Source organism: Azospirillum argentinense (assembly GCF_000632475.1).
In the GTDB taxonomy this organism is placed as follows: Bacteria; Pseudomonadota; Alphaproteobacteria; order Azospirillales; family Azospirillaceae; genus Azospirillum; species Azospirillum baldaniorum.
In genome coordinates this window covers 176458-193169 of record NZ_CP007793.1, presented here as the reverse complement: position 1 = coordinate 193169, position 16712 = coordinate 176458, and the positions used below count along the sequence as shown (strand labels likewise).

The following is a 16712-nucleotide window of genomic DNA, read 5'->3' as shown; positions in this document are numbered from 1 at the left end:
GAAGCGGAGACCATGACCGGCGCGCCTCTGCCCGACCGCCTCGACACGGCGCGACTGACGCTCCGCCCCTTCCGCCTGGAGGATGTGGAGCGTTTCGCGCCGCTGATCGGGGACCAGGAGGTGGCGCGCTGGCTCGCCCGCGTGCCCCATCCCTACGGCCCGGAGGACGGGCGCGCCTGGGTCGCCCTGGCTGCCCGCAACCGGGCGGAGCGCGCGGCGCTCGACCTGCTGGCGGTCCGTAAGGACGATAACCAGCCGGTCGGCGGCATCGGCGTGATCCTGGCGGACGGCGAGGTCGGCTATTGGCTCGGCCGGCCGCACCAGGGTATCGGCTATGGCACGGAGATGCTGCGGGCCGTCATCCCCGCCGCCTTCGCACTGGGCCTGCCCCGCCTGTGGGCGCGGATCGCGCCGGACAACCACCGCTCCCGCCGCGTGCTGGAGACGGTCGGCTTCACACCGCTCGATGCTGCCGACCATTATGAATTGACCGCCGGACGCTGGCGGTTCCTCACCCAGGAGACCGCGTGATGCCGGCTTGCTTCGATCCCTCCTCCACTCCGGCCCCCGGTTCCCTGCCAACCCTGCTGGTCGTCGCGGTCGCCCTGGTGGACGCCGACGGCCGCGTCCTGCTGGCCCAGCGCCCGCCTGGCAAGTCGTTGGCCGGGCTGTGGGAGTTCCCCGGCGGCAAGGTCGATGCGGGCGAGACGCCGGAGGCCGCGCTGGTCCGCGAACTGAAGGAGGAGTTGGGCATCGACACGGCGGCGAGCTGCCTTGCCCCCTTCACCTTCGCCTCGCACAGCTACGAAAAATTCCACCTGCTGATGCCGCTGTTCGTCTGCCGCGTCTGGGAAGGCGACGTGATGGCGCGGGAGGGGCAAAAGCTCGTTTGGGTCTACCCGAACCGCATGGGCGACTACCCCATGCCCCCCGCCGACGTGCCGCTGGTGGCGATGCTGCGCGACCTGCTGTAGCCGGCCGAAGAACGCCACGGTTTTTCCCGCATCGCGCGATGCGCCACCCTTGTCCCCACACCTCTTCCGGATTGCGGCTTCACGAATCGGGTGATCTGTGCCACATCATAGCCGTCGCGTTCGGGATCGCATCCCGGCCACCGGATTTTGACCCGACCACCAGATTCTGAATCGTCCAGAGACGGACCCGCATCTGAACCGCATCGGCGTGGACTCGCTTTTCAATCTCAAGGCCCCCCCGGCGGAGCCGGCCCAGGACCCTGACGGCAACCCCGCCCTGGAGGTGCTGCGGTCGGTCTTCGGCTACTCCGCCTTCCGTGGGCAGCAGGCCGACATCATAGCCCACGTCATCCGTGGCGGCGACGCGCTCGTCCTCATGCCCACGGGCGGCGGCAAGTCGCTGTGTTATCAGGTGCCGGCGCTGGTGCGCGACGGCGTGACGGTGGTCGTCTCGCCGCTGATCGCGCTGATGCGAGACCAGGTGACGGCGCTGCGCGAGCTGGGCGTGCGGGCGGCCTTCCTCAACTCCTCCCTCGACGCCGGCGAGGCGCGCGAGGTGGAGCGGGCCATGGTCCGCGGCGAGATCGACCTCGTCTACGTGGCGCCGGAGCGGCTGGTCACCCCGCGCTTCCTCGACCTGCTGGACCGCACCAAGCTCGCCCTCTTCGCGCTGGACGAGGCGCATTGCGTCAGCCAGTGGGGCCATGATTTCCGGCCCGAGTATCTCCAGCTCTCCATCCTGCACGAGCGGCACCCGACCGTGCCGCGCGTCGCGCTGACCGCCACGGCGGACGCGCAGACCCGCGCCGAGATCAAGGAGAAGCTGGGGCTGACCGAGGCCCGCGTCTTCCTGTCCAGCTTCGACCGGCCCAACATCACCTACCGCGTCGTCCCGAAGAAGAGCGAGCGCCAGCAGATGCTGGCGTTCCTGCGGGAGAACCACCCCGAGGACGCCGGCATCATCTATTGCATGTCGCGGGCGAAGGTGGAGGACACGGCCAACTGGCTGAACCAGCAGGGGCGGGAGGCGCTTCCCTACCACGCCGGGCTGCCGTCGGAAGTGCGCGAGGCGAACCAGGACCTGTTCATCAAGGGCGAGGGCATCGTCATGGTGGCGACGGTGGCCTTCGGCATGGGCATCGACAAGCCGAACGTGCGCTTCGTCTGCCACCTCGACCCGCCCAAGAGCCTGGAAGCCTATTATCAGGAGACCGGCCGCGCCGGGCGCGACGGCCTGCCCGCCGACGCCTGGATGAGCTACGGCATGGCCGACGTGGTGGGCTTGCGCCAGATGCTGGAGCAGTCGGAGGCCGGCGATTCCCACCGCCGCGTCGAGCGCTCCAAGCTGGAGGCGCTGCTCGGCTTCTGCGAGACCTCGGCCTGCCGCCGCAAGGTGCTGCTGAACTATTTCGGTGAGACGCTGGAGGCGCCCTGCGGCAACTGCGACACCTGCCTGGAGCCGGTGGAGACCTGGGACGGCACCGTCGCCGCGCAGAAGGCCCTGTCGGCGGTCTACCGCACCGGCCAGCGCTACGGCGCCGGGCACCTGATCGACGTGCTGCTGGGCAACGCCACGGAGAAGGTGGCGCAGCAGGCCCACGACGCGCTGAAGACCTTCGGCTGCGGCAAGGAACTGTCCAAGGCGGAATGGCAGTCGGTCTACCGCCAGCTCGTCGCCGCCGGCTATCTGACGGTCGATCTGGAGGGTTATGGCGGCTTCCGCCTGACCGACGCCGGCATCCCGGTGATCAAGGGCCAGCAGACGGTCAAGCTGCGCAAGGACCCGGTGGTGGAGAAGCGCCGCGGCGTCCACGACGCGCTGCGCCGCCACGTCTCCCGCGGCGGCTCTACTCCTTCCGGCGGCCTGTCCGGCGAGGGCGTGTCGCGGGCCGGCGCGCGCGGCGCCCTGTCGCCGGCCGACGACGCGCTGTGGCACGCGCTGAAGGACTGCCGCACCGAGTTGGCCCGCGCGCAGGGCGTGCCGCCCTATGTGATCTTCCACGACAGCACGCTGCTGGAGATGGTCGCGACGCGCCCGATGGACCGCGCCGCCTTCGCTCGCCTGCCCGGCGTCGGTGCCCGCAAGCTGGAGCGTTATGCCGACCCCTTTTTGGACGTCATCCGCCAGAAAGGATAATTTTATCCATCTCCCAAAAAAGCGCTTGCGCCGGTCCGCCCCCGCGGTTAATTTCCGCGCCCACGACGCACCGACGTCGGCGCCGCAGTAGCTCAGGGGTAGAGCAACTGATTCGTAATCAGTAGGTCCGGGGTTCAAATCCCTGCTGCGGCACCACTCTAAGGCCCTGGAAGGTAACGCCTTCCGGGGCCTTTCCATATGTGGCATGACTCATCGCGCCCGCTTTCCGCAGCAAGGCCGATGTCCCAGCCACTCACCACCTCCCCCCTCACCGACCTCGCCGCCGCACTGCGCCGGCCCGTGATGAGCGGGCGCGACCTGAAGGCCGTCGAAACCCTCTGCGAGGCTTTTCTCGACCGGCCCAGGGCCGAGCGGGCGCGGGCGGCACGGGAGTTGCCCCGCTTGGCGCGGGGAACGGACACCGTCCTGCTGCTGTCGGCCATGGCCGCCGTCTCCGGTGACCTGCGCTATTACGACGAGTTGCTCGACGTGGTGGAGGCCAACATCGCGCAATCCGGGCTGGAAGGGCTGCTGCACATCCACGCCGGCATCGGGCGCCAACTCTTCCTGATGCGCATGAACCCGGCGAGCCGCTCCGGCTTCTTCGAGGAACGGCAATTCCCCTTCTACCGCCGCATCCTCGACGAGATCCGCCGTCGTCAGGCCGTCGTTCCACCCGCCCGCCGGGCCGGGGGAGCGGACAGCGGGCGGGTTGTGCTGGTGACCAACCAGTTCCTGTCGCTGCGCCACCAGCCGTCGCGCGACTTGCTGTCCTACGCCGCCCTGCTGGAGGACCGCTGCGGGCGGGAGGTGGTGATCCTCAACACCAACATCATGCCGACGGAGGTGCACAGCCTGTTCGTGCCCTCCTTCGCGGCGTCGGTGGAGCCCACCCTCTCCGGCGATCAGAGAATCGAAGCGGACGGGCGTACGTACCGGATGCTGTCGTCGGTCGAGCCCTGCGTCAGCCCCGGCAAGATCGCCTGGTTCCTGGAGGCCATCACGGCGCTCGACCCGGACGCCGTTCTGTCGCTCGGCGGGTCCTGCGTCGTGGCCGACCTGATGGCCGGGGCGCGCCCCACCCTGTGCATCCCGACCACCAGCGGTGCCACCCTCTCGCTGGCCGACATCGTGCTGGATTTCGGCGGAGGCGCGGCACCCACCCACGGGCCGCTGGCCCGGTCCTGGCGGCCCTTCCGCTTCCTGCATTCGCTGGCCGGGGCCACCCCGAGGAAAGAGGGATCGCGCGCCACCTTCGGGCTCGATGAGGGCGCCTTCGTCTGCGCCGTCGTCGGCAACCGGCTGGACGAGGAGGCGGACGGCGCCTTCCTCACCATGCTGGAGGCGCTGTTCGACCGCGTGCCGCGCGCCGTTGCCGTCTTCACCGGGCACGCCGACGCCCTGCCCCGGCGGCTGGCCGTGTCACCCCATGCGGCACGGCTGCAATGCCTGGGCTATGTGTCGGACATGGGCGCCCTGCTGGCGGTCTGCGACGCCTATGTGAATCCCCGGCGGACCGGCGGGGGCGCCAGCGCCGCCGAGGCCCTGGCCGCCGGGGCGGTGCCGCTGTCGCTTCCCGGCGGCGACGTCGCCAGCGTCGTCGGCCCGCGCTTCATCCACCCCGACTACGGCGCCTTCGTCGAACGGCTGGCCGCGTTAGCCGCCGACCCCGCCGCCCTGGCCGCCGCCGCCGCGGAGGCCCGTGTCCAAGGGTCGCGCCGCGCCGGACCGACGGAGGCCGCCGCCGACCTGTCGCGCTATCTCGACGAGGCGGCGGCGCTGTTCCGCAGCCGGCGGTCCCGCGGAGTGATCGGTGCGGAGTGATCCGGGCCGCCGCCGTCAACCGCTTTATCGCACAGGCGGAGCAAACTCCCGGCTTGCTTTGGCGCCGGTGCCTTTCCAATATTCCGCGCTCCCCGACCGGGCGTCCGCTGGGACGCCGCGGCGGGTGTCTTATTTTCTGCAACGAGGACCTTTTCATGCGCGCCTTCGACGGCCAGCATTCCGACAACGTCGCCATCAAGCGCACGCGGGAGCAGAAGCAGCTTCAGCTCCAGCAGTTGAAGGAGCAGCTCGCCACCCTGAAGTCCCACGCGGCCCCGGCGATCCGTGAAGCGCTGGTGAAGCGCATCGCCGAGCTGGACGCGGAGATGCGCCAGCCGCCGAAGCCGCCGCGCGAAGGCCGCGGCGACGGTCCCCGTGGCGAGGGGCGCGGCCCCCGTGGCGATGGTCCGCGCAGTGACGGTCCCCGCGGCGACCGCCCGCGCCGCGAGGGCTTCTCCCGCAGCGAGAGCTTCCGGTCGGATGGCCCGCGCGGTGATGGTCCCCGGGGCGATGGTGCGCGTGGCGATGGCCCCCTTTCGCCCTTCGCCTCCCCGCGCCGCCGCGGCTGAGCCGCGGAACCCACCTTGAGGCGTCCAGTCCGATGAGTTGCCAGCCGTGAGCGAAAACGCCACCCCCGCCCGCCGCCGCCTGTTCGATCAGGCGTGGCTTCTGATGATGTTGCCGCCGCTGTTCTGGGCCAGCAACGCCGTCCTGGGCCGCGCGGTGTCGGGCGAGGTGCCGCCGGTCGGGCTGGCCTTCTGGCGCTGGACGCTGGGGATGCTGCTGGTGCTGCCCTTCGCGTGGCGGCACCTGCGGCACGACGCGCGGGCGCTGGCCGCCCAATGGCCGGTCGTGCTGCTGCTGTCGGCGCTGGGCATCGCCGTCTTCAACACCTTCCTCTATGTCGGGCTGCACACCACCACGGCGCTGAACGCGGTGATGATGCAGTCCTCCATGCCGGTGCTGATCGTGCTGATGAGCTTGGCGCTGTTCGGCGACCGGGTGACCCCGCTGCAGGGGGTGGGCATCGCCGTGTCGCTGGCCGGCGCCCTGACGCTGATCGCGCGGGGCGACCCGGCGGTGCTGATCGGGTTGCAGCTCGCCGCCGGGGATTTGTGGGTGCTGGCGGCGGTGCTCGGCTACGCCGCCTACACCGCCCTGCTGCGCCGCCGCCCGGCGGTGCACGGCCTCAGCTTCATCGCCGTCACCTTCGCGGGCGGGGCGGCGATGCTGCTGCCCTTCTATCTCTGGGAAAGCGTCGGCGGGAACCCCATGCCGATCACCCCGACGGCGCTGGGGGCGGTCGCCTATGTGGCGCTGTTCCCGTCAATCGCCGCCTATCTCTGCTTCAACCGCGCCGTGGCCCTGGTGGGCGCCAACACGGCGGGGATGTGCATCCATCTGATGCCGGTGTTCGGGAGCATCCTCGCCATCCTGTTCCTCGGCGAGCAGCCCCACCTCTACCACGCCGCAGGCATCGGGTTGATCGCGGCGGGCATCCTGCTGGCGACCCGCCGGAAGGGCTGAGGCGGGGACGCGCAAGGCGCCCCCGCGTCCGTCACCCTCAGTAGCCCAGGCTGCGCGGCAGCCAGAGCGCCAGCCCGGGGAAGACCACCACCGCGGCCAGCGCCAGGAACATCGCCAGGATCAGCCAGCCGACCCAGCGCACCGTGGCTTCCATGGTGGTGCCGGCGATCTTGCAGGTGACCATCAGGTTGACGGCCATCGGCGGGGAGAACTGGCCGATCGCCAGCTTCATCGTCAGGATCACGCCGAACCACACCAAGTCCCAGTTGAAGTGGTTGGCGATGGGCACCAGGATCGGCAGCAGGATCAGGAAGGTGGACACCCCGTCCAGGAACATCCCGATCACCACCAGCGCTGCGATCAGCAGGGCGAGAACGCCGTACTGCCCGATGCCGAGATCGACGATCCCCCGGGCGATGGGGTCGATGACGCCCAGCGTCCCGGTCGCCCAGGCGAAGACGCCGGCCAGCGCCACCACCATCAGGATGATCGCGGAGATCTCCGCCGACTCCACCAGCACGTCGTAGACCATGCGCAGGGTCAGCGTCCGGTAGATGAAGAAGCCGACGAACAGGCCGTAGACCGCGGCCACCACCGCCGCCTCGGTCGGGGTGAACAGGCCCGCGCGCATGCCGCCCAGGATGACCACGGGCGCCATCAGGCCCCAGATCGCCTCTTTGAAGGCCTTCCAGATCGACGGGCGCGTCTCGCCCGCCCGCGCGACCTCGCCGAAGCCGTTGCGGCGCGACATCCAGACCGCCGGGATGACCAGGGCCAGACCGGCCAGGATGCCGGGGATCATGCCCGCCGCGAACAGGGCCGGCACCGACGCCTGCGGCACCATCACGCTGTAGATGATGAAGGCGATGGAGGGCGGGATCAGGATGTCCGTCGCCGCCGCCGCGCCGATGACACTGGCGGTGAAGGCCCGCGGATAGCCCTCGCGCAGCATGGCCGCGGTCATCACCGCCCCCACCGCGGCGGAGGTCGCCGGGCCGGAACCGGAGATGCCGCCCATGAACATCGCCACGATGATGGCGACTGCCGGCAGGGCGCCCTGCCGCTTGCCGATCACGGCCAGCGCGAACTTCACCAGACGCTCCGCCACGCCCGACCGCTCGAAGATCAGGCCGGTCAGGACGAACATGGGAATGGCAAGCAGCGGGTATTTTGCCATGCCGGTGTAGACGGTGGTCGGCAGCGACATGATGCCAAGGCCGGCGACACCGATCACCACGGCCCCGGCGAGCGCCAGCGCCGCGCCGATGGGCACGCCGGCGATCAGCAGCGCGAAGAATCCGCCGAACAGCAGCGCGGTGGTCATTGCTCGTTCCCCCGCGCGACGCGGATGCCGCGGCCCAGCGCCCGCAGCACGATGACCACCGACAGGACCGGCAGCCAGATCGAGTAGATCCACTGCGGCACGCCCAGGCCGGGCGACGTCTCCTCGAACCGGTACTCGTCCCAGACCATCCGCGCGCCGTAGACGGCCAGCCCCAGGAAGACCAGCGCCGTGATGGCGATGGCGAACAGCTCGGCCCGGCGGCGCATGACCGGGCGCAGCCGGTCCACGAAATAGGTGATGCGGATGTGATGGTTGCGCACGACCGCGACCGAGGCGCCGAGCATGGTCATCACAACCATCAGGGCGATGGCGTATTCCTCCGTGAAGGCGAGCGAGATGTTGGTCAGATAGCGCGTGATCACGTTGGCGAAGGTGATCACCCCCATCGCCGCGATGGCCAGCGCCGCCAGCGCCTCCTCGATCCGGATGGGAACGCGCGGGCGCGGCTCTTCGCGCGGCGTCAGTTCGGGGTCTTCGGTCATGAACGGGTTCTCTGGACGGGGACGGGCGGGCTGGAACGGACTTTGGAAAGGAATGGCGCCCGCCCGCTCACCGCCGGAGCGGAAGCGGACGGGCGCCGGGCAGGCTTAGTTGCGGCCGGCGATCGAGGTCTCGGCGGCCTTTACGAGGTCGGGGCCGATGGTCTTGGCCCACTTGTCGTAGACAGCGCGGGTGGCGGCCTGGAAGGCCTTCTGCTGCTCGGGCGTGAGCTGCACGACCGCCACGCCCTGGCCGGCCAACTCCTTCAGCAGGCTGTCGTCCTGGGCGGTGATGCCCTTGCGGGCGATGGCGACCTCCTCCGCGGCGGCCTGGACGGCGGCGGCGCGCACCGCCTCCTGGTCCTCCTTGGACCAGCTGTTCCAGACCTCCTTGTTGACCACGAAGATCAGCGGGTCGGCGACGTAGCCCCACAGGGTCAGGTGCTTCTGGCCGAGCGTCGGCAGCTTGGCGGCGGTGAAGACGGCGACCGGGTTCTCCTGCCCGTCGACGGCGCCGGTGGACAGGGCGGGCTGCGCGTCGGCCCAGCTCATCTGCGTCGGGTTGGCACCCAGCGCGGTGAAGGTGTCGAGGTAGAGCGGCGAGCCGACGACGCGGATCTTCAGGCCCTTCAAATCCTCCGGCTTGCTGATGGCGTGCTTGGAGTTGGAGACCTCGCGGAAGCCGTTCTCGCCCCAGGCCAGCGGCACCACGTCCTTGGTGGCGAGCAGGTCGAACAGCTGCTTGCCGACCGGTCCCTGGGTCAGCGCGTCCATCGCCTTGTGGTCGGGCATCAGGAAGGGCAGCGAGAAGAGGTTCAGCTCCTTCACCTGCGGCGACCAGTTGATGGTGGAGCCCACCGCCATGTCGATCACGCCCTGGCGCAGCGCGGTGAATTCCTTGGTCTGGTCGCCGTTCACCAGGGCGGAGCCGGGATACATCTTCACATTGATGCGCCCGTTGGTCTTTTCCTTGACCAGCTCGGCCCAGCGGTCGCCGCCGATGCCCCAGGGGAACGGCTTGCCCAGCACGGTGGACAGCTTGTACTCGGCCTTGTAGTCCGCCGCCGCCGCGCCGTTGGCGACCACGCCTGGCAGAACCATGGCGGCCAGAGCCAGACCGGCGAACAGCGCCTTCATCGACTTCATTCTTGTTTCCTCCCGCATACCGCAAACGAAAGATCGGACCGGGATCGTACAGAGGCACGCACGACTGTTCCACGCGGAATTTGACGGCCCGCCCCCAAGCCTGGGACAATGCGGGCATGCACATGCGGATGTTCCCAACAATCGGGATTCTGGCGTTCGGACTTTTAGGGGACGGGCTGGCCCTTCCCGCGGGTCCGGCCCTGGCGCAATCGGCGGCGGCACCCGCCGTCCCGCTCGGCCCCAACCCCAGCGAATGCGAGATCCAGGCCGCCTTGTTCGGCGCCGCCGGACCCGGCTGCCCGCCCATCGTGATGAAGCGCCCGCCGCCGCCGCCCGTCGCGGCGGCATCGTCCCCGGCTCCCGCACCGGCCCCCGCACCGGTGGCGGTGCCCGCCCTGCCGGGGCCGCCGCAGGACCCGCCCGTCGCGGCGCTGAAGGCCGGGCTGCGCGCCGCCTTCCGGATCGGCTTCGACTTCAACTCGGCGCGCATCCGCCCGGAATCGCGGGCGGTGCTCGACCGCATCGGCGTGGTGATGACGGCGCCGGAGACGGCCAAGGCCCGCTTCCGCATCGTCGGCCACACCGACGCGGTGGGCGGCGACGCGGCCAACCGGGCGCTGTCGCAGCGCCGGGCCGACGCCGTGGCGGATTATCTGGCGGAGCGGCACGGCGTGCGCCGCGACCGGCTGGACACCGCCGGGATGGGCGCGCGGGAACCGCTGCTGCCCAAAAAGCCGAAGGCCGCGGAGAACCGGCGGGTGGAGATCGTGAATTTGGGCGGGTGAGGACTGTTCTCCTCCCCCTGCGAAGCGGGGGGAGGTCGGGAGGGGGGCTCGACGCTTGAACCTTTCCCCCTACCCGTCCAGATCGTCCCAGCCCCGCCGCTCCCAGGCGCCGTCGATGAAGGCGGCGGCGCGGGACGAGCGCGGCAGGCCGCAGCAGGTCAGCACCGAGGGCGGAACCCGCCCGCCGCCGCGGCTCCACCACAGGCTGGCGCGGGGCGGCAGCGGGCCGACGCGCTCCTCGACCACTGTGGCGACGGTGGGGTCGGCGCCGTTCGGTTCCGGGCGGCCCAGGATCGCCATGCGGGCGGGCAGCGCGTCCACGTCGGCCCCGGCGCGGCAGGCGTCGGCGGCGATGGATTCCGCGCGGGTGAACCAGTGCAGGCAGGCCACCGGCACCACCGCGAGGTCGGTGCCGTAGGGCAGCGTGCCGACGATGGTGAAGGGGTATTGCCGGCCCACCCGGTCGGCGCTGGGCATCATGATGCCGGCCAGCGGCGGCTCCCCGCACAGGCCGGGCGACAGGGCGAAGCGCCAGACCGGGGCCGACTGGAACAGCCGCTCCCAGGGCGAGCCGAGCTGGCGCACCGCCGCGTCCAGGACCTCCGTCAGCCAGGCGTCCCAGGGAAGCAGCACGCCGCGCGGCAGGCCGTAGCCGACAAAATCACCGCGCGCCGGCACCTTCCCGTGGAAGCCCACCGCGAAACCGGGGCTCATCAGCCGGCCCCGCCGTTGTTGGGGATGCGCGGCATCGGCGCGGTCGGCTGGCCCAGCACGTCGAGGACGCGCGACACCAGAGCCTCGTCCGGCGGCACCGGGGCGAAGCCGGCCTCGACCAGAGCGGCCAGATGGTCGCCGAGCGCCCGGCGCTCCGCCTCATGGGCGGCGCCGGGAAGCGTGCGCTGCCAGTCGGCGGCCAGCCATTCGGCCAGAACCGTTGGGTCCAGCGGCTCGCGCCCGCCGATCATGGCGTAGGCGCGCAGGCTCTGCCGCAGCAGGTCGGGCCGCGCCCAGCCGGTGCGCAACTGCTCCTCCAGCCGCAGCACGATGCGCGACAGGAACACGCTGCGCAGCGCCCGGCGGTAGACGTCCTCGGCGGGCAGGCCGACGCGCTCCCCCTGCGACAGGCCGAAGCCGAGCAGGGACGCCCGCCGCTCCGCCCGCTCGGTCCAACCGGCGGGCAGCGCGCGCAGCGCGTCGAGCGCCGGCAGGACGGCGAGGAAGTCGGAATCCTCCACCCGCGTCAGCGAGCGCGGCGGGGTGTCGAGGGCGCGCAGCCGCTCCTCCGCCACCGCCACGGCGGCCTCCGCTCGCGCCAGCAGCGCCTCGTTGGCGCGGTGGCTGCTCAGCCCGGCCAGCCCGAGCAGCAGCCCTGCCGCCGCCGTCCCGCCCAGCGCCCAGACGTGGCGCCGCCGCCGCGCCCGCTCCAGCGCGCGGTCCACCCCGACCATGTTGGCCTCGGGGAAGACCACCTCGGGCAGCAGACGCTCCAGGAAGAAGGTCTGGGCCGGCGATTCCGCGGAGGCGCCGGGCTGCGTGGCGCTGGTCAGGTAGATGCCGCGCAGCAGCGGCACCGCCTCCTCGGCCTCCGCGGTGAAGGCGGTGTCGACGAGGTCGGCCAGCGCCGCCTCGAAGCCCGCCATGCGCAGCGGGAAGGCGAAGGCGTCGCCGCGCCGCTGGATGTCCGGCTCCTGGTGCAGCCGTTCGGGAAGACGCTCCTCCAGCCGGCGCAGCAGCGCCGCGTATTGTGCGTGGAAGCTGGCCAGCGGGCCGGGCGGCAGGTCCTCCACCGGGAAGGTGATGCCCCAGATCTGGGCGCGCTCCGCCCGGTCCAGCGGGTCGAAATAGGTGGTGAAGCCGTCCACGAGGTCGGCCTTGGTGCACAGCAGATAGACCGGCACGCGGATGCCGAGATGGGCGCGCAGCTCGCCCAGCCGCTGGCGGATGGTGATGGCGTGGTTGTGCCGCTCCGCGTCGCTCCAGCCGGCGAGATCGGTCAGGCTGATGGTCAGAAGCACGCCGTTCACCGGCTGGCGCGGGCGGTGCTCCTTCAGCAGGTCGAGCAGGCCGGACCAGACGCGCCCGTCGATGGCGCGGCGGCTGTCCTGGGTGGTGTAGCGGCCCGCCGTGTCGATCAGCACCGCCTCGTCGGTGAACCACCAGTCGCAGTTGCGCGTGCCGCCCAGATTCTGCACCGGCATGCCGTCCAGACCGCCGCCCAGCGCCGCGCCCAGCCGGGCGTTGGCCAGCGCCGTCGTCTTGCCCGAGCCGGGGGCGCCGATCACCAGATACCAGGGAAGTTGGTAGAGATACTGACCGCCCCAGCGCGCGCCGAAGCGCTGCGTCTTCAGCCGGTCGATCACCGCGTCCAGCCGCTCGCGCACCGTGCCCAGCTCGTCCAGCGACGCCTTCAGCTCGGGATCGCGGGACGCCGCCAGCGCCTCGACGAAGCGGGCGTTGGCCGCACTCTGCCGGCCGTCCTCGTGCCGGTTCAGCGCGTACCACAGGCCGAGCAGGACCAGCGCCGGCAGCAGGCGGGCCAGGCCGCCGAAGCCGAGCAGCGGCATCACCGCCCAGCCGAGCAGCCCGACCGACAGGGCGACCGCGAGCGTGGTCCACCAGCGCAGGCGCGGCGCCATCGCCGGGTCGGCGCGGCGGGACCGGTTGCGGTTGCGGGAACGGGAGTCGGGGCGGGTGCGCGGGGACGGTTCGCTCATGGACCGCGGCCTATTCGGGGTAGAGGCGGACATCGACGCGCCGGTTGGCGCCCCGGTTGGCCGGCGTGGTGTTGGGGGCCAGCGGTTCGCGCTCGCCCCGCCCTTCGGCTGTCAGGCGCTCGGCGCCCAGCGTGCGCTCCAGGATCTTCAGAACGGCCACCGCCCGCGCCTCGGTCAGCGCCTCCGGCGTCGGCAGCCCGCCGCCGCGCGGGGTCTGGTCGTCGGTGTGGGCGACCACCACCACGCGCCCCGCCTCGGGACCCAGCGCCTGCCCGACGCGGTCGACCACGGCGCGGTAGCGGGCGCGGATGGCGTCGCTGCCGGTGGCGAACATGCCCGCCCCCTCGATGCGGATCACCAGCGCCCCGTCGTCGCCGGCCAGCACCGCCACGGCGCCGGAACGGATCTCCGGCTGGAGCAGGGCGGTGACGCGGACGGCCAGCGCCGGACCCGCGCTGGGCGGCGGCGGCGGGACGGCGCGGACCAGCTCCAGCGGCCGGTCGGGGAGCAGCGCGCCCATCCGGGCCACCACCGCGTCCGCCCGGCCGCCCAGCGAGGCCGACAGGGTCAGGAACAGCCCGCCGAGCAGCGTCGCCACCGCCACCGCGGCCAGCCAGGGCGGCAGCACATGCCCCAGCGGGCGGAAGCGTTCGGCGACGCCGCGCCATTGCGGCGACAGCGCGCGCTCCCGCTCGCCGCGCAGGCGGCGCAGCACGCGGAACAGCTCGTCCCGCAGATGGGCGAGGTCGTGGGCGCCGCGCGGCTTGTCGCGGAACTTGCCCTCGAAGCCCAGCGACAGGCAGGCGTAGAACAGCTCCAGCTCCAGCCGGTGCAGGCGCGGGTCGCTCAGCATGGTGTCGAGCAGGTCGAAGAAGCGGTCCGGCCCGCCGGCGCCGGGATCGACCACCACCGCCAGCCCCTCGCGCGCCCAGCGGCAGCGCGCCCCCCAGGGGGTTGCCCGCACCACGTCGTCCAGCATGGTGCACAGGGCGAAGCGGGCGACGCGCACCTCCTCCGGCGGGACGCCGATGGCGGCGGCCTCCTCCTCGAAGCGGCGGACCTCGGCGAGGATGACGTCGCGCAGCCCCTCCGGATTCTCGTGCCCCGAGCGTTCGCGCAGCGACCCGGCGAGGTCCAGCAGTGGCCCGGCAGCGGCCAGCAGCGGGTTCAGCGCCCCACGCAGCCGCGCCGGCTGGTCCGGCGGCGCCTCCGCCGGCGGGCGGTCCTCCGGGGCCACGGCGGGCCCCGCCGCGAGGAAGGCCGGGAGCGCGCGCGGCCCACCGCCGGACTCCGCGGAAAACTCCCCGCCGTCCCGCAGGCCCGCCCCGCCGCCGAAGCGTCCGTCCGATTCCATGCCCCCGCCGCCGCTCTGCTGTATGATGATCCGTGTGATGGGAAATCCCCCGCCGGAGGAGGTATAGCAGGCCCAGCCGGATGGGGAAATCGGAGGGTTTGATGCAAATCGCGGAAGAGGTGCGCGGCGATGTGACGATCCTGCGCCCGGTGGGGCCGATCGACAGCGCCGCCGCCCCCCGGTTCGAGGCGCGGCTGTCCGCAGCGCTGGCCCCCGCCACCCCGGACCCCGCATCGGACGCGCCCGGAAAGACGCCGGCCGGGCTGGTGCTCGACCTGTCGGCGGTGACGCAACTGACCCCGGCGGGACTGCGCTCGCTGCTGTTGGCGGTGCGGCAGGCGCGGCCGGGCGCGGGAAGCGCAGGGGTGCGGTCCGGCGTGCGGATCGTGCTGGCGGCGGTGCCCGGCCCGATCCGCGGCGTGCTGGAGGAGGCCGGGCTGGCGGCGCTTCTGGAGAGTCACGGCGACCTTGAGGCCGCCGTGCGCGCCGCCTCACGACAATGAACTAATCCATATTGCGAAGACTGGAGTCGTAGAGCTGCTGCGCCAGGATAGTCTTCAGCAGCGCCTCGACGGTAACGCTCATGTAGCGCGCCTGCTGTTCCAGACGCCGATAGACGTCGAGCGGCAGATCAAGCGTAACGTTGACCCTGCTGGCGTGGGGAAACTCGGCCATATCCCCTCTCCATCTCTGTGAACCGCGTCGCGCGACGCCGGGCCACAGACGATAAGACTCCCCTCGGGCGCGGTCCATGGCGCAGTCCGCGAAGCGCGCTGTGCGGTTGCGCCGGGCCTCTCCCCCAATTTGGAGCGCGTCAGGCCGCGGCCCGCAGCGCCCCGTGGACCTCCGCCAGAATCTCGTAGGAGCGCACCCGCGCCGCGTGGTCGTGGATGGCCGAGGCCACCATGATCTCGTCGGCCCCGGTCTCGGCGAGGAAGGCCTCCAGCCCGCGCCGCACCGTCTCCGCCGAGCCGACGAAGGAGCAGGACAGCATGTTCATCGCCTGCGCCTTCTCCAGCGGCGACCAGAAGCTCTCGATGTCGTCGATGGGCGGCGGCAATTGGCCGCGGGTGCCGCGGATCAGACGGGCGAAGCTCTGCTGGGCGGAGGTGAAGAGCCGGCGCGCCTCCGCGTCGGTCTCGGCGGCGACGACGTTCACCCCGACCATGGCGTAGGGCCGGTCGAGCTGCGCCGAGGGGGTGAAGTTCTCCCGGTAGACCTGCAACGCCCGCATCAGCGCGTCCGGCGCGAAGTGCGAGGCGAAGGCGTAGGGCAGGCCGAAGGCGGCGGCAAGCTGCGCGCCGAACAGGCTGGAGCCAAGGATCCACAGCGGCACGTTCGACCCGGCGCCGGGCACCGCCTGCACGCGCTGGCCCGGCTGGACGGGGCCGAGCAGGGCCTGAAGCTCCAGCACGTCCTGGGGGAACTGCTCCGCCACCGACGGGTCGCGGCGCAGGGCGCGCAGCGTCATCTGGTCGGTGCCGGGCGCCCGGCCCAGCCCGAGGTCGATGCGGCCGGGGAACAGCGCCTCCAGCGTGCCGAACTGCTCGGCGATGACCAGCGGCGAGTGGTTGGGCAGCATGATGCCGCCGGCGCCGACGCGGATGGTCGCGGTGCCCGCCGCCACATGGCCGATGACGACCGAGGTCGCGGCGCTGGCGATGCCGGTCATGTTGTGGTGCTCGGCCAGCCAGTAGCGGCGGTAGCCCAGCCGCTCGGCGTGGCGGGCGAGGTCCAGCGTGTTGCGCAAGGCGTCGCCCGGCGTGCTGCCTTCCGGCACCGGGGCGAGGTCGAGGACGGAGATGGGGAAGCGGGAGGTGTCGTCGGTCGGCATGACGGGGGTATCCAATGAAACGGGAGGTTTGGGGGAGGTGCTGTTGCACGAGGGAGGGGCCAAGCGTCTGCTAGAACGCCGCTCCCTCCTCCACCCAGTCCTGAACGCTCCTCGCCGGCGTCCGCCCCTCGGGCAGGAAGGCCAGCGAGACGGAGTTGATGCAGAAGCGCATGCCGGTCGGCGGCGGGCCGTCCGGGAAGACGTGGCCCTGGTGGCTGCCGCAGCGGGCGCACAGCGTCTCCACCCGCACCATGCCGTAGCTGTTGTCCTGCACCAGCTTCAGATGCGCGTTCTCATAGGGCGCGGTGAAGCTGGGCCAGCCGGTGCCGGATTCGAACTTCGTCCCGGACCGGAACAGCGGCAGGCCGCACAGCCGACAGGCGTAGGTGCCCGGCTTCTTGTTGTCGAGCAGGCCGCCGCAGAAGGGCGCCTCCGTCCCGTGGCTCAGCAGGACATGCCGCTCCTCGTCCGACAGGCGCTCCACCAGCACCGCGCGCTGCTCCGGTGTCGGCGGCGTCAGGTCGAAGGGTCCAGCGGTCGGGGAACGGTCGGCGGGGGCGGACATCGGGCGGCTCCAGTGACGGGGTGACGGT

17 protein-coding genes and 1 tRNA gene are annotated in these 16712 nt (G+C 71.7%); 9 read left to right on the top strand and 9 right to left on the bottom strand.

The genetic code is table 11. The annotated features are described in order from the left end of the window. The first annotated feature begins 12 nt into the window (after positions 1–12). The 7 genes from ABAZ39_RS00905 to ABAZ39_RS00875 all read left to right on the top strand — a co-directional run bounded on the left by ABAZ39_RS00905 (position 13) and on the right by ABAZ39_RS00875 (position 6462). Complete coding sequence (locus tag ABAZ39_RS00905; RefSeq protein ID WP_051657727.1) at positions 13–531, top strand: GNAT family N-acetyltransferase; 519 nt, start codon at positions 13–15, stop codon at positions 529–531. Beyond that, positions 531–974 carry a (deoxy)nucleoside triphosphate pyrophosphohydrolase gene (locus ABAZ39_RS00900; RefSeq protein WP_051657726.1) on the top strand — a complete coding sequence of 148 codons (444 nt, stop codon included), beginning with the start codon at positions 531–533 and terminating at the stop codon, positions 972–974. Before ABAZ39_RS00905 ends, ABAZ39_RS00900 begins: the two co-directional genes overlap by 1 nt. A gap of 208 nt (positions 975–1182) precedes the next feature. Then, entirely contained in the window at positions 1183–3111 is a 1929-nt protein-coding gene (gene recQ, locus ABAZ39_RS00895; RefSeq protein ID WP_038525819.1) for a DNA helicase RecQ, read from the top strand. Between the two features lie 81 nt (positions 3112–3192). Beyond that, positions 3193–3267: transfer RNA gene (locus tag ABAZ39_RS00890), tRNA-Thr, on the top strand. An 84-nt stretch (positions 3268–3351) separates the two neighbouring features. Beyond that, positions 3352–4935, top strand: a complete 1584-nt coding sequence (locus ABAZ39_RS00885; protein ID WP_038525818.1) for a glycosyltransferase — start codon at positions 3352–3354, stop codon at positions 4933–4935. 155 nt (positions 4936–5090) lie between these two features. Beyond that, positions 5091–5504 carry a hypothetical protein gene (locus ABAZ39_RS00880; protein ID WP_038525816.1) on the top strand — a complete coding sequence of 138 codons (414 nt, stop codon included), beginning with the start codon at positions 5091–5093 and terminating at the stop codon, positions 5502–5504. 46 nt (positions 5505–5550) lie between these two features. Further along, positions 5551–6462 (top strand): DMT family transporter, encoded by a 912-nt coding sequence (locus ABAZ39_RS00875; protein ID WP_014239136.1) that lies wholly within the window; start codon positions 5551–5553, stop codon positions 6460–6462. A gap of 37 nt (positions 6463–6499) precedes the next feature. Here ABAZ39_RS00875 and ABAZ39_RS00870 read toward each other — a convergent pair whose 3' ends face one another. From ABAZ39_RS00870 to ABAZ39_RS00860, 3 genes are all read right to left on the bottom strand, one after another. Then, positions 6500–7786, bottom strand: a complete 1287-nt coding sequence (locus ABAZ39_RS00870; protein WP_038525814.1) for a TRAP transporter large permease — start codon at positions 7784–7786, stop codon at positions 6500–6502. Further along, positions 7783–8289 (bottom strand): TRAP transporter small permease, encoded by a 507-nt coding sequence (locus ABAZ39_RS00865; RefSeq protein ID WP_038525812.1) that lies wholly within the window; start codon positions 8287–8289, stop codon positions 7783–7785. Before ABAZ39_RS00865 ends, ABAZ39_RS00870 begins: the two co-directional genes overlap by 4 nt. Before the next feature lie 105 nt (positions 8290–8394). Beyond that, the gene (locus ABAZ39_RS00860; RefSeq protein ID WP_162473406.1) at positions 8395–9432 is read right to left on the bottom strand and encodes a DctP family TRAP transporter solute-binding subunit; all 1038 of its coding nucleotides are present in this window, start codon (positions 9430–9432) and stop codon (positions 8395–8397) included. Positions 9433–9560: 128 nt separating this feature from the next. Here ABAZ39_RS00860 and ABAZ39_RS00855 point away from each other — a divergent pair, with 128 nt between their 5' ends. Then, the gene (locus ABAZ39_RS00855; protein WP_247881601.1) at positions 9561–10217 is read left to right on the top strand and encodes an OmpA family protein; all 657 of its coding nucleotides are present in this window, start codon (positions 9561–9563) and stop codon (positions 10215–10217) included. A gap of 69 nt (positions 10218–10286) precedes the next feature. Here ABAZ39_RS00855 and tagF read toward each other — a convergent pair whose 3' ends face one another. From tagF to icmH, 3 genes are read right to left on the bottom strand one after another with little or no spacing between them, the layout of a single operon-like run. Then, the gene (tagF, locus tag ABAZ39_RS00850; protein WP_014239131.1) at positions 10287–10931 is read right to left on the bottom strand and encodes a type VI secretion system-associated protein TagF; all 645 of its coding nucleotides are present in this window, start codon (positions 10929–10931) and stop codon (positions 10287–10289) included. Beyond that, positions 10931–12931, bottom strand: a complete 2001-nt coding sequence (tssM, locus tag ABAZ39_RS00845; protein WP_247875117.1) for a type VI secretion system membrane subunit TssM — start codon at positions 12929–12931, stop codon at positions 10931–10933. Before tssM ends, tagF begins: the two co-directional genes overlap by 1 nt. 10 nt (positions 12932–12941) lie before the next feature. Then, positions 12942–14285 (bottom strand): type IVB secretion system protein IcmH/DotU, encoded by a 1344-nt coding sequence (icmH, locus tag ABAZ39_RS00840; protein ID WP_051657724.1) that lies wholly within the window; start codon positions 14283–14285, stop codon positions 12942–12944. Between the two features lie 101 nt (positions 14286–14386). Here icmH and ABAZ39_RS00835 point away from each other — a divergent pair, with 101 nt between their 5' ends. Then, the gene (locus tag ABAZ39_RS00835) at positions 14387–14788 is read left to right on the top strand and encodes an STAS domain-containing protein (RefSeq protein WP_038525810.1); all 402 of its coding nucleotides are present in this window, start codon (positions 14387–14389) and stop codon (positions 14786–14788) included. Between the two features lies 1 nt (position 14789). Here ABAZ39_RS00835 and ABAZ39_RS36000 read toward each other — a convergent pair whose 3' ends face one another. From ABAZ39_RS36000 to msrB, 3 genes are all read right to left on the bottom strand, one after another. Then, a complete protein-coding gene (locus ABAZ39_RS36000; RefSeq protein ID WP_014239127.1) occupies positions 14790–14960 on the bottom strand; it encodes a hypothetical protein in 171 nt (56 codons plus the stop codon). A gap of 139 nt (positions 14961–15099) precedes the next feature. Further along, positions 15100–16119: an LLM class flavin-dependent oxidoreductase gene (locus ABAZ39_RS00830; protein WP_014239126.1), complete on the bottom strand. Its 1020-nt coding sequence runs from the start codon at positions 16117–16119 to the stop codon at positions 15100–15102. Positions 16120–16189: 70 nt separating this feature from the next. Continuing rightward, positions 16190–16684 carry a peptide-methionine (R)-S-oxide reductase MsrB gene (gene msrB / locus ABAZ39_RS00825; protein WP_051657723.1) on the bottom strand — a complete coding sequence of 165 codons (495 nt, stop codon included), beginning with the start codon at positions 16682–16684 and terminating at the stop codon, positions 16190–16192. Positions 16685–16712: the final 28 nt, after the last annotated feature.

Coding starts and splice junctions, on each gene's coding strand:
- ABAZ39_RS00905 (WP_051657727.1), top strand. CDS start 13: ATGACCGGCGCGCCTCTGCCCGACCGCCTCGACACGGCGCGACTGACG.
- ABAZ39_RS00900 (WP_051657726.1), top strand. CDS start 531: ATGCCGGCTTGCTTCGATCCCTCCTCCACTCCGGCCCCCGGTTCCCTG.
- ABAZ39_RS00885 (WP_038525818.1), top strand. CDS start 3,352: ATGTCCCAGCCACTCACCACCTCCCCCCTCACCGACCTCGCCGCCGCA.
- ABAZ39_RS00880 (WP_038525816.1), top strand. CDS start 5,091: ATGCGCGCCTTCGACGGCCAGCATTCCGACAACGTCGCCATCAAGCGC.
- ABAZ39_RS00870 (WP_038525814.1), bottom strand. CDS start 7,786: ATGACCACCGCGCTGCTGTTCGGCGGATTCTTCGCGCTGCTGATCGCC.
- ABAZ39_RS00865 (WP_038525812.1), bottom strand. CDS start 8,289: ATGACCGAAGACCCCGAACTGACGCCGCGCGAAGAGCCGCGCCCGCGC.
- ABAZ39_RS00860 (WP_162473406.1), bottom strand. CDS start 9,432: ATGAAGTCGATGAAGGCGCTGTTCGCCGGTCTGGCTCTGGCCGCCATG.
- ABAZ39_RS00855 (WP_247881601.1), top strand. CDS start 9,561: ATGTTCCCAACAATCGGGATTCTGGCGTTCGGACTTTTAGGGGACGGG.
- tagF (WP_014239131.1), bottom strand. CDS start 10,931: ATGAGCCCCGGTTTCGCGGTGGGCTTCCACGGGAAGGTGCCGGCGCGC.
- tssM (WP_247875117.1), bottom strand. CDS start 12,931: ATGAGCGAACCGTCCCCGCGCACCCGCCCCGACTCCCGTTCCCGCAAC.
- icmH (WP_051657724.1), bottom strand. CDS start 14,285: ATGGAATCGGACGGACGCTTCGGCGGCGGGGCGGGCCTGCGGGACGGC.
- ABAZ39_RS00835 (WP_038525810.1), top strand. CDS start 14,387: ATGCAAATCGCGGAAGAGGTGCGCGGCGATGTGACGATCCTGCGCCCG.
- ABAZ39_RS36000 (WP_014239127.1), bottom strand. CDS start 14,960: ATGGCCGAGTTTCCCCACGCCAGCAGGGTCAACGTTACGCTTGATCTG.
- ABAZ39_RS00830 (WP_014239126.1), bottom strand. CDS start 16,119: ATGCCGACCGACGACACCTCCCGCTTCCCCATCTCCGTCCTCGACCTC.
- msrB (WP_051657723.1), bottom strand. CDS start 16,684: ATGTCCGCCCCCGCCGACCGTTCCCCGACCGCTGGACCCTTCGACCTG.